The sequence below is a fragment of the Rhodococcus phenolicus genome (genome assembly GCF_001646785.1).
GTDB lineage: Bacteria > Actinomycetota > Actinomycetes > Mycobacteriales > Mycobacteriaceae > Rhodococcus > Rhodococcus phenolicus.
Genome location: NZ_LRRH01000056.1, coordinates 26,050 through 49,947, shown reverse-complemented (window position 1 = coordinate 49,947; position 23,898 = coordinate 26,050). Strand labels below are relative to the sequence as shown.

Annotated in this window: 20 protein-coding genes; 12 read left to right on the top strand and 8 right to left on the bottom strand. The window is 70.1% G+C overall.

What is annotated here, in order from left to right; all coding sequences use genetic code 11:
* Positions 1-7: 7 nt before the first annotated feature.
* Complete coding sequence (locus tag A8G15_RS16135; protein ID WP_068161477.1) at positions 8-1,234, bottom strand: hypothetical protein; 1,227 nt, start codon at positions 1,232-1,234, stop codon at positions 8-10.
* 58 nt (positions 1,235-1,292) lie between these two features.
* On the opposite strand from A8G15_RS16135, the gene A8G15_RS16130 reads away from it, so the two are divergent.
* The 3 genes from A8G15_RS16130 to A8G15_RS16120 are packed head-to-tail and all read left to right on the top strand — an operon-like array spanning position 1,293 to position 4,378.
* Entirely contained in the window at positions 1,293-1,889 is a 597-nt protein-coding gene (locus A8G15_RS16130) for a TetR/AcrR family transcriptional regulator (protein ID WP_068161470.1), read from the top strand.
* The gene (locus A8G15_RS16125) at positions 1,886-3,514 is read left to right on the top strand and encodes an acyl-CoA dehydrogenase family protein (protein ID WP_068161468.1); all 1,629 of its coding nucleotides are present in this window, start codon (positions 1,886-1,888) and stop codon (positions 3,512-3,514) included. Before A8G15_RS16130 ends, A8G15_RS16125 begins: the two co-directional genes overlap by 4 nt.
* A 57-nt stretch (positions 3,515-3,571) precedes the next feature.
* Positions 3,572-4,378: an FAD:protein FMN transferase gene (locus A8G15_RS16120; protein ID WP_068161466.1), complete on the top strand. Its 807-nt coding sequence runs from the start codon at positions 3,572-3,574 to the stop codon at positions 4,376-4,378.
* A 121-nt stretch (positions 4,379-4,499) separates the two neighbouring features.
* Here A8G15_RS16120 and pgi read toward each other — a convergent pair whose 3' ends face one another.
* Positions 4,500-6,140, bottom strand: a complete 1,641-nt coding sequence (pgi, locus tag A8G15_RS16115; protein ID WP_068161457.1) for a glucose-6-phosphate isomerase — start codon at positions 6,138-6,140, stop codon at positions 4,500-4,502.
* A gap of 79 nt (positions 6,141-6,219) precedes the next feature.
* On the opposite strand from pgi, the gene A8G15_RS16110 reads away from it, so the two are divergent.
* Positions 6,220-7,671 (top strand): NAD-dependent succinate-semialdehyde dehydrogenase, encoded by a 1,452-nt coding sequence (locus A8G15_RS16110; RefSeq protein WP_068161456.1) that lies wholly within the window; start codon positions 6,220-6,222, stop codon positions 7,669-7,671.
* Between the two features lie 53 nt (positions 7,672-7,724).
* Here A8G15_RS16110 and A8G15_RS16105 read toward each other — a convergent pair whose 3' ends face one another.
* Complete coding sequence (locus A8G15_RS16105; protein WP_068161455.1) at positions 7,725-8,024, bottom strand: chorismate mutase; 300 nt, start codon at positions 8,022-8,024, stop codon at positions 7,725-7,727.
* A gap of 264 nt (positions 8,025-8,288) precedes the next feature.
* Between A8G15_RS16105 and pcrA the strand changes: the two genes are divergently transcribed.
* Complete coding sequence (pcrA, locus tag A8G15_RS16100) at positions 8,289-10,721, top strand: DNA helicase PcrA (RefSeq protein WP_068161454.1); 2,433 nt, start codon at positions 8,289-8,291, stop codon at positions 10,719-10,721.
* Between the two features lie 100 nt (positions 10,722-10,821).
* Here pcrA and A8G15_RS16095 read toward each other — a convergent pair whose 3' ends face one another.
* Positions 10,822-11,850 (bottom strand): M23 family metallopeptidase, encoded by a 1,029-nt coding sequence (locus A8G15_RS16095; RefSeq protein ID WP_082899941.1) that lies wholly within the window; start codon positions 11,848-11,850, stop codon positions 10,822-10,824.
* A 223-nt stretch (positions 11,851-12,073) separates the two neighbouring features.
* On the opposite strand from A8G15_RS16095, the gene A8G15_RS16090 reads away from it, so the two are divergent.
* From A8G15_RS16090 to sucD, 3 genes are all read left to right on the top strand, one after another.
* Positions 12,074-13,765: a hypothetical protein gene (locus tag A8G15_RS16090; RefSeq protein ID WP_068161451.1), complete on the top strand. Its 1,692-nt coding sequence runs from the start codon at positions 12,074-12,076 to the stop codon at positions 13,763-13,765.
* Between the two features lie 144 nt (positions 13,766-13,909).
* Positions 13,910-15,079, top strand: a complete 1,170-nt coding sequence (gene sucC, locus A8G15_RS16085; RefSeq protein ID WP_068161448.1) for an ADP-forming succinate--CoA ligase subunit beta — start codon at positions 13,910-13,912, stop codon at positions 15,077-15,079.
* 16 nt (positions 15,080-15,095) lie between these two features.
* Entirely contained in the window at positions 15,096-15,998 is a 903-nt protein-coding gene (gene sucD, locus A8G15_RS16080) for a succinate--CoA ligase subunit alpha (RefSeq protein WP_068161445.1), read from the top strand.
* A gap of 63 nt (positions 15,999-16,061) precedes the next feature.
* Here sucD and A8G15_RS16075 read toward each other — a convergent pair whose 3' ends face one another.
* Positions 16,062-16,685, bottom strand: coding sequence for an IMPACT family protein (locus tag A8G15_RS16075; protein ID WP_068161442.1), 624 nt, complete (start codon positions 16,683-16,685; stop codon positions 16,062-16,064).
* Between the two features lie 65 nt (positions 16,686-16,750).
* Between A8G15_RS16075 and A8G15_RS16070 the strand changes: the two genes are divergently transcribed.
* The 4 genes from A8G15_RS16070 to purH all read left to right on the top strand — a co-directional run bounded on the left by A8G15_RS16070 (position 16,751) and on the right by purH (position 21,668).
* Positions 16,751-17,707: a DUF5336 domain-containing protein gene (locus A8G15_RS16070; protein WP_068161592.1), complete on the top strand. Its 957-nt coding sequence runs from the start codon at positions 16,751-16,753 to the stop codon at positions 17,705-17,707.
* Between the two features lie 65 nt (positions 17,708-17,772).
* The gene (locus A8G15_RS16065; protein WP_068161440.1) at positions 17,773-19,401 is read left to right on the top strand and encodes a cell division protein PerM; all 1,629 of its coding nucleotides are present in this window, start codon (positions 17,773-17,775) and stop codon (positions 19,399-19,401) included.
* 91 nt (positions 19,402-19,492) lie between these two features.
* Positions 19,493-20,119 (top strand): phosphoribosylglycinamide formyltransferase, encoded by a 627-nt coding sequence (gene purN, locus A8G15_RS16060; RefSeq protein ID WP_156665424.1) that lies wholly within the window; start codon positions 19,493-19,495, stop codon positions 20,117-20,119.
* Positions 20,106-21,668 (top strand): bifunctional phosphoribosylaminoimidazolecarboxamide formyltransferase/IMP cyclohydrolase, encoded by a 1,563-nt coding sequence (gene purH, locus A8G15_RS16055; protein ID WP_068161435.1) that lies wholly within the window; start codon positions 20,106-20,108, stop codon positions 21,666-21,668. Before purN ends, purH begins: the two co-directional genes overlap by 14 nt.
* A gap of 39 nt (positions 21,669-21,707) precedes the next feature.
* On the opposite strand, the gene A8G15_RS16050 is transcribed toward purH, so the two are convergent.
* From A8G15_RS16050 to A8G15_RS16040, 3 genes are all read right to left on the bottom strand, one after another.
* Positions 21,708-21,944, bottom strand: a complete 237-nt coding sequence (locus A8G15_RS16050; RefSeq protein WP_068161432.1) for a hypothetical protein — start codon at positions 21,942-21,944, stop codon at positions 21,708-21,710.
* Positions 21,945-22,206: 262 nt separating this feature from the next.
* The gene (locus A8G15_RS16045; RefSeq protein WP_068161588.1) at positions 22,207-23,166 is read right to left on the bottom strand and encodes an alpha/beta hydrolase; all 960 of its coding nucleotides are present in this window, start codon (positions 23,164-23,166) and stop codon (positions 22,207-22,209) included.
* 44 nt (positions 23,167-23,210) lie between these two features.
* On the bottom strand, positions 23,211-23,801 hold the full coding sequence (locus tag A8G15_RS16040; protein WP_068161429.1) for a DUF4126 domain-containing protein: 591 nt from the start codon (positions 23,799-23,801) through the stop codon (positions 23,211-23,213).
* Positions 23,802-23,898: the final 97 nt, after the last annotated feature.

The following is a 23,898-nucleotide window of genomic DNA, read 5'->3' as shown; positions in this document are numbered from 1 at the left end:
TGTACCGTCACCAGTACCGCGCCTGCAGCCCGCGGGCGGCGAGTTCGGCGTCGGCGTGGGTGCGCAGGGCCGTCGAGTCCGGGAACAGGTCGCCGTCGAGGGCGACGAGGGCGAGCGTGTAGTGCCCGCCGAGCGCGCACAGGTACGCCGACAGCCGCGTCGACGTGGTGGCCCGCGCCGCCGGCAGGCCGGGGTGCATCGCCCGCGCGGCGAATCCGGTGGTGCGGTGTGGGCCGAAGGTCGTGAGGCTGTCCGGAATCGGTCCGATGTTGGAACACAACACATCCCGCTCGCCGGCGCCTGCCGCCATCCGGGCGGCGAGCCGATCCGGCATCAGCTGGAGGATCTCGTCGGGAATCCCGTGGGGTGCGCCCTCGCGCGGCCGCCGGTAGGCCTCGCGCGCCGCGGCGCGGATCCGCGCGGGGGTGTCGGCCGCGCCGACGACGACCTCGGTGGTGGACACGCCGTTCGCGGTGGCATCGGTGTCGGGGGCGGCGCCCACGGGCACCGCGATCCGCACCGGCGACGGCACGCCCGCACGCCGGGCGATGCCGGCGCCGACGGCGAGGAACAACGCGTTGGGGGTGCCGCCGTCGGTCTCGGCGATCCGGTCCCACTGCTCGGCGTCGACGTCGAGCAGCGCGGTGACCGGCCGGGCGGCGACCGTTCTGGGCGGGGGTGCGGTACCGGAGGCGGGGGAGTAGTGCACACCGCGCAGGCCGCGACCGACCTGTCGGACGAGGTGCAGGGCGTCGCGCACGTCGGAGGTGTGGTCGGGGCTCGGCGGCTCGGCCGTGCCCGCGAGCGCGCCGGTGACCGCGTCGAGCAGGCCGCGAGCGTCGGCCAGTACGTGTGAGCACACGAGCGAGACGACGGTGCCCCCACCGGCGACCGGGGCGGCGGCCAGGGCCCAGCCCGGTCGCCGCTGCGGGTCGACGTCGACCTCGGCCTGCAGGTCGGCCCAGGCGAGAACGCCGTCGACGGGGATCGGGTCGGCGGGGTAGTGCAGTGGCCGGGATTCGAGGGTCGGTTCGAAACGGGGCCGCGCGCCGGGCATGCGGGGGCGCACCACGCGCCGGCCGAGCGGGCCGCGCGCGAGGGCGTCGTGCAGGGAGATGAGCAGGGGCAGGTCGACGGTGTCGTCGCTGCGCCACAGCCCCTGCATGACCACCGGCAGACCGAGACCTCGGTGCCGGTGCAGGAAGATCTCGTCCACCACGCTGAGCCGGTTCACGCACTCGACGGTAGCGCCGACCGTTGACCCAAGGGATGAACTGGGGTTCAATTCTTGCGTGGCCTACCGTCGTACCGCTGCCGTCGAGCAGCGACTCGAAGACCGGCGCGCCGCGATCGCCGCGGCCGCGATCGCGCTGCTGTCCGACCACGGCTACCGGGCGCTGTCCATCGCCGCGGTCGCCGAACGTGCCGGCGTGGCCACCGGCACCGTCTACCGGCACTACACCGACAAGTCCGAACTGATGGTCGGGATCTTCCGTGACCTGTGCGTCCGCGAGGTCGAGGCCGTCACCGCCGCGTCCGCCGCCGGATCCGCGACCGGCAGGGTCGCGGCGATGGTCGAGACCTTCGCGCAACGGGCGCTGCGCAACCCCCGGCTCGCCTACACCCTGCTCGCCGAACCGGTCGACGCGGCGCTCGACGCGGAACGGCTCGTGCTGCGCCGCGCCTTCGCGGCCGCGTTCGCCGACGCGATCGGCCACGGCATCGCCACCGGCGAGTTTCCCGACCAGGACGCCGGCCTGGCCGCGGCCGCACTCGTTGGCGCGGTCGGCGAAGTGCTCACCGACCCCCTGCACACCGGGACCGCCGCCACCGGCACCGTCCCCGACCTCGTCGCCTTCGCCCTCCGAGCCCTGGGAGCCCCGCAATGAACCCGACCTTCCCGCCGACCCACGAGGTGTTCAACCAGGTCCCCGACCTCGTGCCCTACGACGCCGCCGACGATGCGGCCCTGCTCGAGGGACTGCGCCGCGAAGGTGCCGCGTGGGCCGAGGACGAGGTGCGCACCCTCGGAGTGCTCGCCGGCGGCGTCCGCGCCCAGGAATGGGGGCGTCTGGCCAACGAGTACCCGCCCGTGCTGCACACCCACGACCGGTACGGCAACCGCATCGACGAGGTCGAGTTCCATCCGCACTGGCACGACCTGATGACCGTAGCCGTCGAACACGGACTCCACGGCGCGCCCTGGCGCGATCCGCGACCGGGCGCGCACGTCGCCCGCGCCGCGAAGTTCTATGCGTGGGGCCAGGCCGACGCCGGGCACATGTGCCCGATTTCGATGACCTATGCGGCGATCCCCGCGCTGCGGCACAACCCCGAACTCGCCGACCGCTACGAGCCGCTGCTCGCCGCACCCCACTACGACTTCGGTCTGCGTGAACCGAGTTCGAAGCGCGGGCTGATCGCCGGCATGTCCATGACGGAGAAGCAGGGCGGCTCCGACGTGCGCGCCAACACCACCACCGCGACGGCGAACGCCGACGGCAGCCACACGATCGTCGGGCACAAGTGGTTCACGTCGGCGCCGATGTCGGACCTGTTCCTGACGCTCGCGCAGACCGAGCACGGGCCGAGCTGTTTCCTGCTCCCGCGCGTGCTGCCCGACGGCACCCGCAACCGCATCCACATCCAGCGGCTCAAGGACAAGCTCGGCAACAAGTCCAACGCGTCGTCGGAGATCGAGTACCAGGGCGCGACCGGCTGGCTCGTCGGGCCCGAGGGCCGCGGCGTCGCGACCATCATCGAGATGGTCAATATGACCCGGCTCGACTGCGTCATCGGTTCCTCGACGGGCATGCGCATGGCGACGTTGCGCGCCGTGCACCACGCCCGTCATCGGAAAGCGTTCGGCGCGTTGCTGATCGACCAGCCGCTCATGCGCAACGTGCTCGCCGATCTCGTCGTCGAATCCGAGGCCGCCACCACTATGATGATGCGGCTGGCCGGCGCGACCGACCGCGCCTCCGGTGACCCGCAGGAAGCGGCTCTGCGGCGCATCGCACTCGCCGTCACCAAGTACTGGGTGTGCAAGCGGGCCCCGGCGCACGCCGCCGAAGCGCTCGAATGTCTCGGGGGCAACGGCTACGCGGAGGAATCGGGCATGCCGCGGTTGTTCCGGGAGTCGCCCCTGATGTCGATCTGGGAGGGCTCCGGCAACGTCGCCGCGCTCGACGCACTGCGCGCGATGATCAGGCAACCGGACACCGTCGAGGCGTTCTTCGCCGAGGTCCGGCTCGCCGAGGGCGCCGATCGCCGGCTCGACGATGCGATCTCCCGCGTCGGCAAGGAACTCGCCGACCTCGAGAACGTCGAGTACCGGGCGCGCCGGGTCGTCGAACTCATGGCGCTCGTGCTGCAGGGGGCCCAGTTGGTGCGGCACGGGCATCCGGCCGTCGCCGACGCGTTCTGCGCGAGCCGCCTCGACCACGACTGGGGGATCGCGCTGGGCACCCTGCCGACCGGCACCGACACGGCGGGGATTCTGACCCGGGCGTGACCGGGGGCATACTGGAAGACATCGTCACCGGATCGTCGAACGTGCGTGGAGCCCGTCATGATCAGATACAGCGAATGGCGGGGGTGGGGGGAGCGGGTCACGCTGGCCGTGACCGAGTACGACGCCCTGCACGACGCCGAGCGGATCGTGCGGGATGTCGTCGCCGACTCCGAGGCGGTCAGCAACCCGCAGCGCGGCGATGCCGAGATCCACGCCGTGAACCTCGCCCAGGGCATCCCGGTGCAGGTCAGCCCGCGCTTGTCGGTGCTGCTGCGTTCGGCTCTGTGGGCGGCCCGGATGACCGACGGTGTCGTCGACCCCCTGTCGGCGGACGACGACGGGCTCGAGGACACCGGGTTCGACGCCACCGCGGTGCCGCCGATCCATCCGGTCCCCACCTACCTCGACGTGCAACTCGACGGGGAGACCGTGCTCACCCCGTGGGGAGTAAGCCTGGACATCAGCGAGACCGCGAAGGCCGACACCGTCGACCGGGCGGCCGCCGCGGTGGCCCGCGACCTCGAATGCGGTGCCATGGTGCGCATGGGCGAGACGATGGCCGCCGCCGGCAACTGTCCCGCCGGGGGCTGGCAGATCGATCTGCCCGGCGGGGGCACCGTCGAACTCCCGGCCGGTGCGGCCATGTCGACGCGCAGCACGGACCACTTCCCGGCCTCGTTGTGGACCGAAGCCACCGTCATCGCCGCGGACGCGGTGTGGGCGGACGCGGCCTGCGCGACCGCCCTGCGCCGCGGCATCGGGGCGATGCGCTGGCTCGAGCAGTACGGCCTGGCGGCCCGCCTGATCGACGGGAACGGTCACATCCACACCACCGCCGCGTGGTCGGATCCTCGCGCGGCCTGACTGTCTTCACACGGAACGCTTTTCGATCCCGCCACGGTTTCGGGTCCGCTCATCTCCTGGATCGAGCGGGCTCGCAGTCGTCGCGTCGATCGGCTGATGACGACTCGTCCTGACCGCGCCGTCAGGCCCTGCGCAGCCGCCGGTACTCGCGGATCAGTGCATCCGTCGACGAATCACCGAGCGACGCCGGCTCACCCGGTTCGGTCAGGGCCGGTTCCAGCGCGAGCGCCTGCGCCTTGCCCAGCTCCACACCCCACTGGTCGAACGAATCGAGGCCCCAGATCACCCCCTGGACGAACACCTCGTGCTCGTACAGCGCGATGAGCTGACCCAGCGTGGACGGGGACAACACCGGCGCCAGCACCGTCGTCGACGGCCGATTGCCGGGCATTACCTTGTGCGCCACCAGCGTCTCGTCGGTGCCTTCGGCGCGGATCTGCTCGGCGGTCTTGCCGAACGCGAGCACCGTCGACTGCGCGAAGAAGTTCGACATGAGCACGTCGTGCATCGAACCGTGACCGTCGATCGTCGGCAGATCGTCGACGGGGCGGGCGAAACCGATGAAGTCGGCCGGGATCAGATGCGTCCCCTGGTGCAGCAGCTGATAGAACGCGTGCTGCCCGTTGGTGCCCGGTTCGCCCCAGAAGATCTCCCCGGTCGGGTAGTCCACCGCGGTACCGTCCGAACGCACCGACTTGCCGTTCGATTCCATCGTCAGCTGCTGCAGGTAGGCGGGGAAGCGCACCAGATCGTTGCTGTAGGGCAGCACCGCGCGGGACTGCGCCCCGAGGAAGCTGGTGTACCAGACCCCCAGCATGCCGAGCAGGACCGGCGCGTTCGACTCGAGCGGGGCGGTCGCGAAATGCGTGTCCATCGCGTGGAATCCCGCGAGCAGCTCCTCGAACCGGTCCCTGCCGATCGCGGCCATCACCGACAACCCGATCGCCGACCCCACCGAATACCGGCCGCCGACCCAGTCCCAGAACCCGAACATGTTCTCCGGGTCGATCCCGAACTCGACGACCCGCTCCTCGTGCGTGGACACCGCCACGAAGTGCTTGGCGACCGCGTCCTCGCCCAGCGCCGCGACCAGCCAGCGCCGCGCCGCCGTCGCGTTCGTCAGGGTCTCGAGCGTCGAGAACGTCTTGGACGCAACGACGAACAGGGTCCGGGCCGGGTCCAAGCCCTGCAGGTTGTTGGTCAGGTCGGCCGGATCGATGTTGGACACGAACCGGGCTTCGACACCCGCGTCGACGTAGTGCCGCAACGCCCGGTACACCATCACCGGACCCAGGTCCGACCCGCCGATACCGATGTTGACGACGGTCGTGATGCGTTCACCGGTGGCGCCGCGCCACCGCCCGTCGCGGACCCGGTCGGTGAACTCGCCCATCTTGTCGAGCACCGCGTGCACGTCGGCGACGACATCCTGTCCGTCGACGGTGAGCGTCGCCTCGCGCGGCAGACGCAGTGCGGTGTGCAGCACCGCGCGGTCCTCCGAGGTGTTGATGTGGTCGCCGGCGAGCATCCGGTCGCGGTGCGCCTCGACCCCGCAGGAGCGGGCCAGGTCCAGCAGCAACTCGCGGGTGCGGCCGGTGATCAGGTGTTTGCTGTAGTCGATGTACAGGTCGGCGGCGGTGAGCGTGAACGCGTCGGCGCGTTCCGGTTCCGCCGCGAACAACTCGCGCAGGTGCAGCGACTCGATCTCCGCACGGTGCTCGGCGAGCTCTTCCCACGGGGCGGTCCGGGTCACGTTGTCCATGTCTCCAGAGACTAGTGCGCGCGGTAAGTTACCGGTCGGTCGGAAACAGATGTGAAATGTACGGGCGCATGATGGGGTCATGGACAACTCGGAGATGCTGCGCACCGTGCCCACCGATCTGTTCCTCGGAGGCGACTGGGTCGCCGCGGAGAACAACGCGACCTTCCCCGTCCACGACCCCGCGACCGGGGAAGTCCTCACCGAGGTCGCCGACGCGAGTCCCGCCGACGCCGCCCGCGCACTGGACGCGGCGGTCGCGGCCGGTGCGGAATGGGCGGCGACCGCGCCCCGCGAACGCGGGGAGGTGCTGCGTGCGGCCTTCGAGGCGCTCACCGCCCGCGCCGACGACTTCGCGTTGCTCATGACCCTGGAGATGGGCAAGGCGCTGCCGGAGAGCCGCGCCGAGGTCCGCTACGGCGCCGAGTTCTTCCGCTGGTTCTCCGAGGAAGCGGTCCGCATCGCCGGCCGCTACACCCGCTCGGCGTCCGGCTCCGGGCGCATCCTCGTCACGAAACAGCCCGTCGGTCCCTGCCTGGCGATCACTCCGTGGAACTTCCCGCTCGCCATGGGCACCCGCAAGATCGGCCCGGCGCTCGCCGCGGGCTGCACGATGCTCGTCAAACCGGCGTCGGCGACCCCGCTGACGATGCTGCTGCTCGCCCGGGTGCTCGAGGAAGCAGGCCTGCCGAAGGGCGTGCTCTCGGTGCTGCCGACCTCCCACGCCGGTGCGGTGACCGGTCCGCTGCTCGACGATCCGCGACTGCGCAAGCTCACCTTCACCGGCTCCACGAGCGTCGGCCGTGCCCTCGCCGAGAAGGCCGGGCGCGCGATGCTGCGCACGTCGATGGAACTCGGCGGCAACGCGCCGTTCCTGGTGTTCGACGACGCCGATCTCGATGCCGCCGTCGACGGGGCGCTGGCCGCGAAGCTGCGCAACGGCGGTGAAGCCTGCACGGCCGCGAACCGTTTCCACGTCGCGAATTCGGTGCGCGAGGAGTTCGTCGCCAAACTCACCGAGAAGATGGCGGCCTACCGGCTCGGCCCGGGCACCGATCCCGACACGACGCTCGGTCCCCTCATCGACGCCGACCAGAAGGAAACGGTCACCACGCTCGTCGGCGATGCGGTCTCGACCGGCGCGAAACTGCGGCTCGGCGGCACGGCGCCGGACGGGCCGGGATGGTTCTACCCGGCGACCGTGCTCGACGAGGTCCCGTCGTCCGCGCGCATCCTGACCGAGGAGGTCTTCGGGCCGGTCGCGGCGGTCGCCGGATTCGACACCGAGGAGGAGGCGATCGCCGCGGCCAACGCCACCGAATACGGTCTGGCCGCCTACATGTACACGCGCAGCCTCGATCGGGCGCTGCGTGTATCCGAGGCGATCGAATCCGGCATGGTCGGCGTCAACCGCGGAGTGATCTCCGACGTGGCCGCGCCGTTCGGTGGGGTCAAGGCGTCGGGAATCGGGCGCGAAGGCGGGAGCGAAGGCATCGAGGAGTACCTCGAGACGAAGTACGTCGCCTTCGAGTAGGAGAGGCGGCCGTCGCCGGACGGCCGTGACTGCCGGCCTGGGAGGACCGGGGGCTACTGGCCGAGCCGGCCGCGGCCGAGGCGGAGCAGCAGCATTGCGAGGGTGTGGCCCTCCTGGCCGAGGTCGCTGAACCGCTCGAGCACCTTCATCTCACGGCTGTGCACGAGGCGGGTGCCGCCGGAGGCCATGCGGGTGCGGCCGATGATGCGGGAAACCTCGGTGCGGCGCTTGACCGCGGCGAGGATCTCGGCGTCGAGCCGGTCGATTTCCTTGCGAAGTTCGTCGATCTCCGCCTGGCTGGCGGGGGCTTCGGCGGCAGAGTCGGATGTGGCAGCGTCGATGTTGGTGCTCATGTCATCTCCTCGCGTCAGAACTGGGATCGCTTCGTCGCCGGCGGGCGTTACCGCACGAAGCGGATCAGGACCGTGCGGTCAGGCGTCGGTGCTGGGAATCCGACACCGCTGGACTACCTGTCCATCTGGTCGACAGCGGTCACATGACATGCACATCAGTCTGCCATCCGTAGAATTGGGGCGCCAAGTAAGGTAAGCCTGGCCGGATCGTCCGGATCGCCCGTCTACGCGGATGTCGGTGTCCGCCGGTAGTTTGGTACGACGATGAACACTCCCGTTGCCTTCGGCCATACCGACTCCGCTTCGCCTCGGCGCGCGAGTGCGGATTCGCCAGACGCGCTGCTCGCCGGCCTCAACCCCCAGCAGCGGGAAGCGGTCACCCACGACGGTGGCCCCCTCCTCATCGTCGCCGGCGCCGGTTCCGGCAAGACCGCGGTGCTCACCCGGCGGATCGCGTACCTGCTCGCCGAACGCGGGGTCGCACCCGGCCAGGTGCTGGCGATCACGTTCACCAACAAGGCCGCCGCCGAGATGCGCGAACGTGTCGCGCACCTGGTGGGCCCGCGCGCCCACAGCATGTGGGTCTCGACGTTCCACTCGAGCTGTGTGCGGATCCTGCGAGCACAGTCGGCCTTGCTGCCCGGCATGAACTCGAACTTCACGATCTACGACGCCGACGACTCGCGTCGCCTGCTCACGATGATCGCCAAGGACCTCGATCTCGACATCAAGAAGTACTCGCCGCGGTTGCTCGCCACGCAGATCTCCAACCTGAAGAACGAGCTGATCGACCCGCAGGAGGCCGCCGCGGACGCCGATGGCGACCCCGCAGAGCTGCCTCGGATCGTGGCCACCGTGTACGCGCACTATCAGCGACGGCTGCGGTCGGCGAACGCCTTCGACTTCGACGACCTCATCGGCGAGACGGTCGCGTTGCTGCAGGCGCATCCGCAGGTCGCCGAGTACTACCGGCGGCGGTTCCGGCATGTGCTCGTCGACGAGTACCAGGACACCAACCACGCCCAGTACGTGCTGGTGCGCACCCTCGTCGGCGAGGCCGGGGACGAGAGTGCGGTACCGCCGAGCGAACTGTGCGTCGTCGGCGACGCGGACCAGTCGATCTACGCGTTCCGTGGCGCGACGATCCGCAACATCGAGGAATTCGAACGCGACTACCCGGACGCTCGGACGATCCTGCTCGAGCAGAACTACCGGTCCACGCAGAACATCCTGTCCGCGGCCAACTCCGTCATCTCCCGCAACACCGGCCGCCGCGAGAAGCGACTGTGGACCGATTCGGGCGAGGGCGATCTCATCGTCGGTTACGTCGCCGACAACGAGCACGACGAGGCGCAGTTCGTCGCCGCCGAGATCGACCGGCTCACCGCGGCCGGGGAGATCAGGTTCGCCGACGTCGCCGTCTTCTACCGCACCAACAACTCCTCGCGCGCACTCGAGGACGTCTTCATCCGTCACGGCGTGCCCTACAAGGTCGTCGGCGGGGTGCGCTTCTACGAGCGCAAGGAGGTCCGCGATCTGGTCGCGTACCTGAAGGTGCTCGCCAACCCGGACGACACGGTGAGCCTGCGCCGCATCCTCAACACCCCGCGCCGCGGCATCGGCGACCGCGCCGAGGCGTGCGTCGCGGTGCACGCAGAGCGGCTCGGGATCGGTTTCGGGCAGGCTCTGGCCGACGCGGCCGAAGGCAAGGTCGCGTTGCTGAACACGCGCTCGCAGAAGGCGATCGCCGCGTTCGTCGAGACGCTCGACGGGCTGCGCGCGATGCTCACCGAAACCGACTCGGACGGAAACGAACTCGTCGACCTCGGCGATGTGGTCGAGGCGATCCTCGAACGGACCGGTTACCGTGCGGAACTCGCCGCCAGCGACGACCCGCAGGACGGCGCCCGACTCGACAACCTGAACGAATTGGTCAGCGTGGCACGCGAATTCAGTTCCGACGCGCGCAACGCCGCCGGACTCGAGGATGCCGAGCCCGAGGAAGGTGACCCCGAACCGGGGTCGCTGCCCGCATTCCTCGAGAAGGTCTCGCTCGTCGCCGACGCGGATCAGATTCCCGAGAACGACGAGGGCGTCGTGACCCTGATGACGCTGCACACCGCCAAGGGCCTGGAATTCCCGGTCGTGTTCGTCACCGGCTGGGAGGACGGGCAGTTCCCGCACATGCGCGCGCTCGGCGACCCGGCCGAACTCGCCGAGGAACGTCGTTTGGCGTACGTGGGGATCACGCGTGCCCGGCGTCGTCTCCACGTCAGTCGCGCGGTGCTGCGTTCGTCCTGGGGGCAGCCCGTCTCGAACCCGGAATCACGTTTCCTGCAAGAGATTCCGCAGCATCTCATCGAATGGAAGCGGGAGGAGCCGTCCCGTACGGGCGGTCACTCCATCGGGTCCGGACGTTCGCGCGGCTACGGCGGAGTCGGATCCGGATTCGGCGGCGGCTCGGGCTCGGGTTTCGGAGGCGGTTCCGCCTCGGGCACCGGGTTCGGCAGTGCCCGTGCCCGGAACAATCATCTGGTGCTCGCGGTCGGGGACCGGGTCAGCCACGACAAGTACGGACTCGGAACGGTGCTCGAGACGAAGGGGTCGGGACCGACCGCGACGGTCGTCATCGACTTCGGAAGTGCCGGCAAGGTGCGGCTGATGCTCGTCGGCGGCGTGCCGATGGTCAAGCTCTAGGAAAGAGGGGGAGGCGCCGGGCCCCGCGACGGGGTTCCGGCGCCGGTGCGTGGCCGGACAGGACGGCGGTGACGCGGGGAGCGGCCGGCAGTGCCGAGGGTCAGTCCTGTTCCATGCCGAGGCTGATGCCGCGGGTGGCGAGCCACGGGACCGGGTCGATCTTGTCGGTGCCGCCCAGGTGCACCTCGAAGTGCAGGTGCGGGCCGGTCGAGAACCCGCGGTTGCCCATCGTGGCGATCTGGTCGCCGGCCATGACCTGCTGGCCCACCGACACCAGGGACTGGTCGATGTGCCCGTAGACGGTGACCGTGCCGTCGGCGTGCTGCAGGCGCACCCACATGCCGAAGCCGGAAGCGGGACCGGAATCGATGACGACTCCGTCGGCGACCGCGAGGATCGGGGTGCCGATCGGGCCGGCGATGTCGACACCGGCATGCAGGGTGCCCCAGCGGGCGCCGAAGTTCGAGGTGTAGGTGCCGACCGCGGGAAGGACGAACAGCGGGCGACGGGCGGCGGCCTCACGGGCGGCACGCTCGTCGCTGAACCGCTGGCCCTTCGCGAGCAGGTTCGAGAACTGGGACAGGTCGTTCGGGTCCGCGATGTTGAGGACCTGCGGAGCCTGCGACGGAGCCGCACCGTCCGAGGCGGTCGCCGCGAACTGGGATGCCTGCGGCACCGCGGTCGCCGTGATGACGTTCGAATCCGACTGGTTCGCCGCGAGCGCGACCTCGGAGTGCTCGGAACTCTGACCGGGTCCGTTCGTCGCGGCCTGGCCGGCGGCAACGACTGCACCGGCCGCGACGGCGAACACCGCGGCGCGGCCCTTGAGCGCGCTCGGCGGGGTGGGGATGCGGTGGGCGCCGCCGCGGCGGGCCGGGGCATCGACGTCGACCGGTTCGGTCTCGTAGTAGGTCTCGGCGCCGGCGTCGCGGAAGGTGGCCTGGCCGTAGTAGGGCTGTCCGGATTCTGCTCGGTCGTCGCTGCCGTAGTGGTACGGGGCGTCCGAGTAGTAGTCGGACTCGTAGTCGTAGTAGCCGGATTCTGTGTAGTACCCGGAACCGGCGTACTGGTCGGTCTCCGACGATCCGTTGTGGACCCCACGGCTGGTGAGCTGACTGCTCGGGCTCATTCGCCGTCCTTCCCCCTCGTGACCTGACCGTTACTTCAACCAGAGCGACGGTAACGAAACGATCGCTGGACTGGCAACCCATACGCGGGACACACCCGGGTCCTGTGAGCGGCATCACAGTTTCACCTGCGGGAAAGTGGAAACAATCTGCCCTCTCCACGTCGATACAAAACATTTCGGTGTGTCACAACCAGGTGACGTTCAGGTCGCGTAGCGTCGCCCCGTGTCGAATCGCCCCACCTCGCTCCGATTCGGACTCACGCTCTCCGCCCTGGGCGCCCTCGCCGTAGCGGGGGCGCCGATGCTGCCGGTCGCCCGGGCCGGAATCGGCGACGTGGGTTCTGCGATCCTCGTCGCCGCCGTGGTCGCCGCGGTCACCGCCCTGGCGGTTCCCGTCGCGGCGTTCGCGGCCGCCCACCGATCGGAGATCGCCGGTGGTGCTCTGCTCGCGGGTGCCGGCGCTGTCGCGGCGGGTGCCGCCCTCACCGACCTCACCCTGTTCATCGACGCGATCGACGCGAACCGCTTCGAACTGTTCCGTCCCGTGACCGCCGCCGCGCTCACCGCCGGGCCCGGAGCCGCCGCAGTGCTCGCCGGTCACCTGTGCTCGGTGCTCGCCGGTGTCGCGGGTGCGATCACCGCGGCCCGCGCCCCCCGCACCGACGGGGGTCCGGTCGGGACCCGGCCCGGCACGCCCCTCGTCGCCGGGATCGTCGCGTCCGCGATCGTCGTCGCCGTCGGTCTGCTCGCTCCGGTGGTGGTGTCGGCAGATCCGGTGATCGTCGCGCGCGGCGTGCTCGATGCCCCCGCCACCACGGCGTTCGGAGGGGTGCTCGCCGCGATGCTCGCACTCGTCACCGTCGTGTGGGCTCTCGGCTCGGGTGTGGCGGCCGCGGCCGTCGGCGCGCTGGCCGGGACCGGGCTGGCCGCGTTCGCGTTGCTCGCGCCGAGGTTCGCCGCAGGTCTCGCCGGTGAACGCCTTGCTCCGACGGCGGCGACCGTCGCCGGATCGATCGGCGCGGTGCTGCTCCTCGTGTTCGCCGCCGCGATCCCCGCGGCGACCGCGCGGCGGGCCGTGCGCGCGTCGCGGCCGGTCACTCCCGATGCTGCGCAGCGTGCCGGTAGCGCCGGCCGGGCGCACGCCGTGGCGGGGGTGCTCGGTCTCGTCACCGCCGCGCTCGCCGTCGCCGGGGCGTTGTTGCCCACGCTGTCCGTTCCGGCCGGCCGCGACGTGCCGGATCTTCCGCAGACGCATGTGCTGCTCGTCGCGGGACTGCTGCTGGCGGCACTGAGCGTGTGGCTGTTGCTGTCCGAATACGCGGAGACGGTGCGGCCCGCGGTCGCGGTGCCCGCGGTCGCGGTCGCGACGACCGCCGCCGCCGTCCTGCAGGCGTGGGTCGTGGCGGCGGAACTGCCGGGTGTCGGCGCGGGCACGGGAACGGCTGTGGTCTTCGGCGCTGCGGTCGGCGCGGCGGTCACGGGCGCCGCGGTGATCGCAGCAGGCGCCGCCGAGCGTGACCGCGTCGACACCTCGGTCGACCGCGTCGTCTCGTCCCCTACCCGGGTCGTCGTCGCAGCGGCTGCCGTCGTGTCCGTCGTCGGCCTGGCCGCGCCGCTCTATCACGGCGCCGGATCGGTCCTGTCCTATCCGTGGGGATACGACCTGTGGGGGCGGTTGCTGCTCGCCGTCGCGGTCGTCGTCGCCGCGGCGGTCGCGGTACGGTCCCGGCCCGCGCGGGGAGGTGCGTTGCTGCTGGGTACGGCCGGTGCGACAGCCGTCTACGCGTCCTCCTGGGTGCTGGTCCGGGGGGTGATCCAGGATCCGGTCGCGGCCGTCGGTGTCGCACCTGTCATTCTGGGGACGGTGCTCCTCTTGGTTGCGGCGTCGCTCACACTCCGGGAGGAAATCCCGTGAGGTAGCCCGCGGGCCCCCGAACTCCGTGACATGCGCCACATGGTGGGAGTGCGGACGTTTCGTGGGGCGTCCAAGTAACTAGAGTCCGAACCGGCCCGCTCAAAACCCCCGAGCGGGCGTGAACGCAGACGAGACGGTGAGCAGATGGATCTCTTCGAATACCAGGCGAAGGAACTCTTCGCCAAGCATGACGTGCCGACGTCGGCCGGCCGTGTTACCGACACGGTTGCCGGTGCCCGCGAGATCGCGGAGGAAATCGGCAAGCCGGTGATGGTCAAGGCACAGGTCAAGGTCGGCGGCCGCGGCAAGGCCGGTGGCGTCAAGTACGCCGCCACCGCGGACGACGCGCAGACCCACGCCGAGAACATCCTGGGCCTCGACATCAAGGGTCATGTCGTCAAGAAGCTCCTCGTCGCCGAGGCGAGCGAGATCGCGGAGGAGTACTACATCTCCTTCCTGCTCGACCGCACCAACCGCACCTACCTCGCGATGTGCTCGGTCGAGGGTGGCATGGAGATCGAAGAGGTCGCCGCCACCAAGCCGGAGCGCCTCGCCAAGATCGCCGTCGACGCCGTCAAGGGTGTCGACCTCGAGTTCGCCCGTGAGATCGCGGAGAAGGGCCACCTGCCCGCCGAGGTCCTCGACGCCGCGGCCGTGACCATCCAGAAGCTGTGGGAGGTCTTCGTCAAGGAAGACGCTCTCCTCGTGGAGGTCAACCCGCTCGTCCGCACGCCGGACGACCAGATCCTCGCCCTCGACGGCAAGGTCACCCTCGACGCCAACGCCGACTTCCGCCAGGCCGGCCACGCCGAGTTCGAGGACAAGGACGCGACGGATCCGCTCGAGCTCAAGGCCAAGGAGAACGACCTCAACTACGTCAAGCTCGACGGCGAGGTCGGCATCATCGGTAACGGCGCCGGTCTGGTCATGTCGACCCTGGACGTCGTCGCATACGCAGGTGAGAAGCACGGTGGCGTCAAGCCCGCCAACTTCCTCGACATCGGTGGCGGCGCCTCCGCGGCCGTCATGGCTGCCGGCCTGGACGTGATCCTGAACGACGCGCAGGTCAAGAGCGTGTTCGTCAACGTCTTCGGTGGCATCACCGCGTGTGACGCCGTCGCCAACGGCATCGTCGGCGCCCTGCAGACCCTGGGCGACGAGGCCAACAAGCCGCTCGTCGTGCGCCTGGACGGCAACAACGTCGAGGAGGGTCGCCGCATCCTCGCCGAGGCCAACCACCCGCTGGTCACGGTCGTCGCCACCATGGACGAGGCTGCCGACAAGGCTGCCGAGCTCGCGTTCGCAGCGAAGTAAAGGGACACACAGAACAATGGCAATCTTCCTTACCAAGGATTCCAAGGTCATCGTCCAGGGCATCACCGGCGGCGAGGGCACCAAGCACACCGCGCTGATGCTCAAGGCCGGCACCCAGGTCGTCGGCGGCGTCAACGCCCGCAAGGCCGGCACCACCGTGTCGCACACCGACAAGGACGGCAACCCGGTCGAGCTCCCCGTCTTCGGCTCCGTCGCCGAGGCAATCAAGGAGACCGGCGCGGACGTCTCGATCGCGTTCGTTCCCCCGGCCTTCTCGAAGGACGCCATCGTCGAGGCCATCGACGCGGAGATCCCGCTGCTCGTGGTCATCACCGAGGGCATCCCCGTGCAGGACTCCGCATACGCGTGGGCCTACAACGTGGAGAAGGGCAACAAGACCCGCATCATCGGCCCCAACTGCCCCGGCATCATCACCCCGGGTGAGGCGCTCGTCGGCATCACCCCGGCGAACATCGCCGGCAAGGGCCCGGTCGGCCTGGTGTCCAAGTCCGGCACCCTGACCTACCAGATGATGTTCGAGCTGCGCGAGTACGGCTTCTCGACCGCCATCGGCATCGGCGGCGACCCGGTCATCGGCACCACTCACATCGACGCCATCGAGGCGTTCGAGAAGGACCCGGAGACCAAGGTCATCGTCATGATCGGTGAGATCGGTGGCGACGCCGAGGAGCGTGCCGCCGACTACATCAAGGCCAACGTCACCAAGCCGGTCGTCGGCTACGTCGCGGGCTTCACCGCCCCCGAGGGCAAGACCATGGGCCACGCCGGCGCCATCGTCTCCGGTTCCTCGGGCACCGCGCAGGCCAAGAAGGACGCCCTCGAGGCGGCCGGCGTCAAGGTCGGCAAGACGCCGTCCGAGACTGCTGCCCTCGCTCGCGAGATCCTGAACTCCCTGTAGGCGGCTTCGCCGCCCGTGCGCGGTTTCGGTAGCACCCGCTACCGAAACCGCGCACGACGCGTTTCAGGCGTCGATCCATTCCCTGCCGGCGGATTCCAGCTCCCCGGTGCCCGACGTCACCGCCGCCACCACACTCGCCAGGTGTTCCGGGTCCCGGTCCGCGACCGTGAACACCGCGCGGTCCTCGTAGGACACCCCGAGGACACTCACCCCACGACCGCGCAGTTCCGCATCCACCCGGCCCGCGTCCCCGTGCCCGACCGCGAGAGTGAACACCTCCCGGCGCTCCCGGTGGACCAGCGTCGCCGAATCCAGCGCGACCGCGACGGCACCGGAGTAGGCGCGCACGAGCCCGCCCGCCCCGAGCTTGATTCCCCCGAACCAACGGGTCACGACCACCGCCACGTTCACCAGATCGCGGTGGTGCAGCACCTGCAGCATCGGAACACCCGCCGTGCCGCCCGGCTCGCCGTCGTCGCTCGATCGTTCGGCCCGCGACGCCTGCTCGTCGCCGACCACGAACGCCCAGCAGTGGTGCCGCGCGTCCGGGTACAGGCGGCGCTGCTCGTCCGTGAACGCGGTCGCGTCGGCGGTGGTTTCGACGCGGCGCAGCGCCGCGAGGAAACGCGAGTGCTTCACCTCCGTCTCCACGACCACGTCCGGTCCGGGCACGAGTGTGTTCGGCATGGCCCCCATTGTGGCGATCGGTGCATACGCTGGTTGCAGTGCATCCGACGACCGCAGGAGGATCGATGACATACCCAGGGAGCCAGACAACGGATCAGAGCGGTGGCGGGTCGTCGGCCAAGCTCGTGCCGGTCCTGTTGCCGATCGCGGTCGCAGTACTCGGCGTCGTGAATTTCCTTCTCGGTCTCGCCCCGTACATGCGGATCAACTTCGGCGGGCACGTCGCGCTGTCGGCGTTCGAGTTCGGCTTCGCGGTGGTGCCGTTGGCGATGTTGCTGCTCGGCGGTGTGTGCGCGGCCCTGTCGTTGCTGCCGGGCCAGGATCTGCGGGCCGTCGCGCTGGCGGCCTCCGCGGTCGGGTTCGTGACGTCGCTGTTCCAGTGGTTCCAGTTACCCGACGACTCCGGCATCGCGTGGGGCGGCGTGGCGATCTTCGTGTTCGGGTTCCTGCAGACCGCAGTGGCGGTGGTGGCGTTGCTGTTCGGGATCGGCGTGCTCGTTCCGGCGGCGCGGTCGGCCCGGCCCGGCTCGTTCCCGGCGCAGCCTCAGTTCCCGCAGGGCGGCGGATACGGCCAGCAGCACGGACAACCGCAGCAGGCCGGGCAGTTCCCCCAGCAGTACGGCGGGCAGCCGCAGAGCCCGCAACAGTACGGCGGGCAGCCGCAGAGCCCGCAGTACGGCGGGCAGGCTCCGCAGCAGTACAGCGGCCAGTACCCGAGCCAGCAGCAGTACCCCAGCCAGCCGTATGCCGCGCAGCCGTATGCCGCGCAGCCGTACGGTGCGCAGTCGTACGAGACGCAGCAGTTCCCGGTCCAGTCGCACGCCGCCCAGCAGTACCCGAGCAGTCAGCAGCAGCAGTATCCGGGAGCTCAACCGGCCGGGGGAGCGCCCGAGACCTCCGGTCACGACGACGACACCGAGCTGGTCCGCCCCACCGAGGACACCGACCCGACCGTCGCGACCTCGGGACCCGGAGACCAGGACGCCACGCAGGTGTTCAAACCGAACGACGAGAAGCGGTGACGAGGTTCGTGCCGGGTCGGCGCGCCTGACCGCAACCACCCGCGGCGGGTGACACCCTCGACTCGATGACTTCGACGCTAGGCCGGAACTCCCGCCACCCCACGAACCAGGATTCGCCGGATCCGGAGCAGTTCCGCATCCTGCTCGGCGCCGCCGCGCGCGTGCCGGCCGTGACGATGGCGCTGATCGTGACGATCGTCGTGACGACGCTCGTCGCCGCCGGCAGCGACCTCACCGGGGTGTACGCGGCGACCGCGGGGGTCTGGCTCGGCCTGCACCAGGTCGGCCTCACCATCGACGACACCGCTCTCGGCGTGCTGCCGCTGCTGCCGACCGCGGTGCTGGTGTGGTTGTCCGCCCGTTCGTGCGCGTCGGCGGCGGACGCGATGGTCGTGCACAGCGGGTACGCGCTCGACGGTCGCGACGCGGCTCGGATCACCGCCGCGACCCTCGCCGGGCCGCTGGCCGTGACGGTCACCGCGCTCGTCGTCATCCAGGATGCGTCGAGTGTGCTGCCCGTCTCGACGCCGGACCCGGCCCGCGCCCTCGCCTGGGTGACCGGCCTGTACCTGTTGTCGTCGCTGCTCGGTGTCGGGTCGCAGATGTGGCGTCCGCTGTGCAACCGGTACGGGGTCCCGGAGTGGCTGGTCGACTCGGTCCGGCCCGCGACCCGCGCGGTGCTCGGGATGTTCGCGATGGGAGGCCTGCTCACTGTCATCGGGATGCTGTGGTCGTGGCAGACCGTCGGCGATCTCCTCGCCCGGGGCGAGAACTGGATCGGTGTCCTGGGCCTGCTGGTCGTCTCGATCCTGTATCTGCCGAACGTGATGATCGGTGCTGCCGCGGTCCTGGCGGGCAGCACCGTCGAGTTCGGCGACGTCCAGCTCAGCCTGTTCGAGGCCACCGGTGGCGACCTGCCCGCGCTTCCCGTGCTGGCCGCGATCCCGCCCGGACCGGCACCGTCGTTCTGGCCCGTGGCGCTGGCGGTGCCCGCCACGATCGGTGCGCTGCTCGGCCGGTACGTCGCCAAACGCAACCTCGAGGCGCAGGCGCGCGGCGAGTACATCTCGGCGAGCGACGGTGCCCTGACCGTGCTGGCGGCGTCCGCCGAAGCCGGTGCCGCCACCGCGCTCGTGACCTGGGCGGCCGGTGGCCGGCTCGGATTCTTCGGGGTGGTCGGCGGTAACTGGTGGCTCGCCGGGATTCTCGTGTTCGCGTGGTCGGGCCTGCTCGGACTCATCACCGCGCAGCTGCTGTTGTGGCGCGAAGGCAAGCTGGCCGCGGCCGAAGCCGAGGCGGCGCGCACGGCCGAGGCGGGCGACTCGGCCTCCGGCTCCGCCGAGGCGGGCGACTCGGCCTCCGGCTCCGCCGAGGCGGAAGACTCGGCCTCCGGTTCCGCCGAGGCGGACGAGGATTCCGACCGGGACGAGGACGTGGACGACACGGCCGGCGACCTCGACGAACCGAAGGCGCTCGAAGCCGCGCCCGACCCGGATGCCGAACCGGACACCGACCCGGAGGACGGCAGCGACGAGCCCGGCGTCGTCGATGCGGAAGTGGTGGAGGACGACGAGGAACCCGTCCCCGAACCGGACGAGAAGGACACCGGGGAACCGGACGTCGTCGACGCCGAGATCGACGACGAGACCGACGACGGGGACCTGCCGAAAGGTACCCGCAACACCAGCGACTAGGCTCTAGGCGGCCGATGGTCCGGCCGACCCCTTCACGAGCCCGACCTTTCGAGAGTCCAGGAGTAGAGCGCTGACTGCCTCGCGTGACCAGTTGCCGCCCACCGCGCCGGCGCGGGTCGTCGTACTCGCCTCGGGTACCGGAAGTCTGCTGCGATCACTGATCGACGCCACCCGCACCGACGGCTACCCGGCCCGGATCGTGGCCGTCGGCGTCGACCGTGACTGCACGGCTCTCGACCACGCCCGCGACGCGGACATCGCCGGCTTCCGGGTCTCCCTGCGCGACCACGCCGACCGCGCCGCCTGGGATGTCGCGCTCACCGACGCCGTCGCCGCGCACGAACCCGATCTGGTGGTCTCCGCCGGTTTCATGAAGATCCTCGGCCCGACGTTCCTGGGACGTTTCGGTGGCCGCATCATCAACACTCATCCGGCGCTGCTGCCCGCGTTCCCCGGTGCGCACGCCGTCCCCGATGCCCTGGCCTACGGCGTGAAGGTCACCGGGTCGACCGTGCATCTCGTCGACGGCGGAGTGGACACCGGGCCGATCCTCGCGCAGGAACCCGTGCCGGTCCTCGACGCCGACGACGAGGACACCCTGCACGAGCGCATCAAAGTTGTGGAACGACGGTTGCTGGCCGAGGTGGTCGCCGCTGTCGCAACCCGTGGAGTTGTATCCGATGGACGAAAGGCCGTGATCCCCAGTGACCGAACGTAAGGCTGTGCGGCGCGCACTGGTCAGCGTGTACGACAAGAGCGGGTTGGTCGAGCTGGCGACCGGACTGCACGAGGCCGGTGTCGAACTGGTCTCCACCGGATCCACGGCCGCGACCATCGCGGGCGCCGGCATCCCCGTGACGAAGGTCGAGGAGCTCACCGGCTTCCCCGAGTGCCTGGAGGGCCGGGTCAAGACGCTGCACCCGCGCGTGCACGCCGGCATCCTCGCCGACACCCGCAAGCAGGATCACCTCGACCAGATCAAGGATCTCGGCATTGAGGCGTTCGAACTGGTGATCGTCAACCTGTACCCGTTCACGCAGACCGTCGCGTCCGGGGCGACCCCCGACGAGTGTGTCGAGCAGATCGACATCGGCGGGCCGTCCATGGTGCGTGCCGCCGCGAAGAACCACCCGTCCGTCGCGGTGGTCGTCGACCCGGCCCGCTACGACGCCGTCATCGAGGCCGTGAAGGCAGGCGGGTTCACCCTGCCCGAGCGCAAGGCCCTCGCGGCACAGGCGTTCCAGCACACCGCCGCCTACGATGTCGCGGTTGCGAGCTGGATGAACAGCGGCTATGCCGTGCAGGACGACGAGGACAGCCAGTTCCCCGCGTGGGCCGGCGCGACCTGGACCCGCGCGAGCGTGCTGCGCTACGGCGAGAATCCGCACCAGGCGGCCGCCCTGTACGTGAACGAGGACGGCGAGCCGGGGCTGGCGCAGGCCGAGCAGTTCCACGGCAAGGAAATGTCGTACAACAACTACCAGGACGCCGACGCTGCGTGGCGCGCCGCGCACGACCACGACCGTCCGTGTGTCGCGATCATCAAGCATGCCAACCCGTGCGGCATCGCTGTCGCGGACACCGTCGCCGAGGCCCACCGCAAGGCGCACGAGTGCGACCCGGTGTCCGCGTTCGGCGGCGTCATCGCCGTCAACCGCGAGGTCAGCGTCGAGATGGCCGAGCAGGTCGCCGAGATCTTTACCGAGGTGATCATCGCCCCGGCATACGCGGACGGTGCCGTCGAGGTCCTCGCGCGTAAGAAGAACATCCGCATCCTGCGGGCCGATTCCCCGAAGTCCGCGCAGATCGAGCTGCGTCAGATCTCCGGTGGCCTGCTGCTGCAGGAGCGCGATCTGCTCACCGCCGACGGCGACACCGCCGCGAACTGGGAGCTCGCGTGCGGTGAGGCCGCCGACGAGCAGACCCTCGCCGATCTGGAATTCGCCTGGCGCGCATGCCGTGCCGTGAAGTCCAACGCAATCCTGCTGGCGTCCGACGGCGCGACCGTCGGCGTCGGGATGGGTCAGGTCAACCGGGTCGACTCGGCGCGTCTCGCGGTCACCCGCGCCGGCGAGCGTGTCACCGGCGCGGTTGCGGCGTCGGACGCGTTCTTCCCGTTCGCCGACGGCCTGCAGGTCCTCACCGAGGCCGGCGTCAAGGCCGTCGTGCAGCCGGGCGGATCGGTTCGTGACAACGAGGTGATCGACGCTGCCCGCGAGGCCGGTATCACCCTCTACCTGACGGGCGCGCGCCACTTCGCGCACTGAGTTTCGCCGGGCAGCCGCCCACCCGCCCGGACCTGGATGTCAGGCCGCGTACGGGTGGGCGGTTTCCTGTCGCGTCGTCTCGAACTCGGTGGTGCCCCTGCCGTCGGAGATGACGAGCCGGGCGGCACCGCGGTCGAGCAGTTCACGGATGAGATCGGCTGCGAGCGCGCCCTTCTCGGCGTCGACGTGGCTGAGGTCGATCGTGATGGCGTGCCCGGTCAGATCGGTGGGCAGGTTCTTCGGGACGGAGCCGGTGGCTCCCAGTCGCAACTTCATGTGTTTCTCCTTGCAATCGAAAAGTATGGGGATGAAAAAGGGCACCCGAGGCGATGTGCCTGGGGTGCCCGAGAAGCGAGTCGGCTGTGACTCTATTCCCGGGATCGCCGTGCGGCGCAGTGGAAGTGGAACTCGGGTACGAATCGATACATGCGCTTGTGATGCTGCATCGGACCGTACCTTTCTCGAGTATCCAGCGGGTTAACGGGGAACCATACCCCAATGACGGGTTTTTTACATCCCCAATTTTCGCGAGGCGCGGTCACAGACCCCGCAGCCAGGCCCCGAAACCGTCGGTGAACTCCGAGGAATACGGCAGGTCGGCGATGTAATCGGCGCCGGTGGACTGCTGATCGCCGATGTCCTTGAGGACGTGGTTGGCGTTGCGCAGACGCAGCGACGTGAGCTTGGTGTGCACGAGCGCGTCGTCGAGCGCATCGACGTCCTCGACGCGCAACTGGATGTCCTTGTCGGAGACGCTCGTGAGCACGGGCAGTGCACTGTCGATCTGCGCGGCGAGCATGCGCGGGTCCAGCGCGTCCTCCTCGGCGAGCGCCTTCGCGTTCGTCGGAACCAGACCGGCATTGCGCAGCGGCTCGGGCAGGCGGTCGCTGAGGGTGCCGTCGGCGCGCAACGACTCCACCGCTCCGGTGAGCGCCACCCGCAGTTCGTCGGCCACCTGGACGGCCAGCTGACCGGCCGCAACGACCGCGTCGAGCTGCGCGTCGATCTGGGCGGTCAGCAGGTCCAGCAGGCGCACCGCGAGCGGCTCGAGCAGGGCGAGGCCCGCGACCGGCTCACCGGCGTGCGCGAGCGACAGCGCGATGAGCGCGCCCTCGCTGTGCCCGACGACGTACACGCGCTCGGGGTCGACGCCCGGCTGGTCCGCGAGGAACCGCAGTCCGTCGCGGGCGGCGTCGATGAAGGTGGAGAAGCCGAGATCGGCGACGTCGGCGACCTCGTACGGGCCGAGCCCGGTGACGCCGCTGCCGAGCTTGTCGTAGCGCAGGCTCGCGAAACCGTTGATCTCGAGGATGTCCGCGAGATGGCGGAGGGTGCCGATCGGGCCCGGCAGCAACGCGCTGTCGCCGTTGCGGTCGGTGGGGCCGCTGCCGGCGAGGAGCAGCACGGCGGGAACCGGGGTGTCACCGGCAGCGGGTACTCGCAGGCTGCCGTACAGCGTCACGTCTCCGCTGGTGAAGGTGATCTCGGTTTCCGACATGTCCATGTGTCTATCAGAAGACCCGGACTTTACGGCGACCGGATCTATCCGGCCGGCTCGGTCACCGCTCCGCGCGGGCGCCGGAAGCGGCGGTAGCCGCGGAAACCGAACCATCCGAGCAGCGCGAGCAGCGGGAGGACGAGCAGCGGCAGCACCATCGAGATCAGCGACGTCACGAACGAGGTGACACTGTCGATCACCGACATGATCGGGTTCCCGAGGCCCGCGGTCGTCGCCGTGCTCACCGCGCGTGTTCCCGTCTGGGCGGTACTCACGGCCAGCGCGGTCGGCGCGCCGATGACGATGCCCGCGACGGCCGCCATCGCCGGATCGAGATTCGCGAACGCGGCCCACGCCGCGACGGCTCCCGCCACCGGGCGGGTGACGGTACCGATCAGCGACATCGCGTTGTCGACCAGCGGGACGAGATCGGCGAGAACCTCCACGGCGGTCGCGATCGCCAGGGCGACCAGCGCGGCCGGCGATCCGATCCACTGCATCGACTCGTTCAGGACGATCCCGAACAGCTCGAAGTGCACGGCGGCGCCGAGCATGAGCAACGGCAGGAACGTGCGCAGGCCGGTGGCGGCCGCCAGTCCGAGTCCGAGCAGTGCCGCGAGAATCCAGATCTCCACGCCGTGAGTGTAGGGCGGTGTGTCCGATCGGCGACCGGGCACGCGACACCGCGCGAAATCCCCCGCACCGACCGGATGCCGAATCCGGCGGATCCTC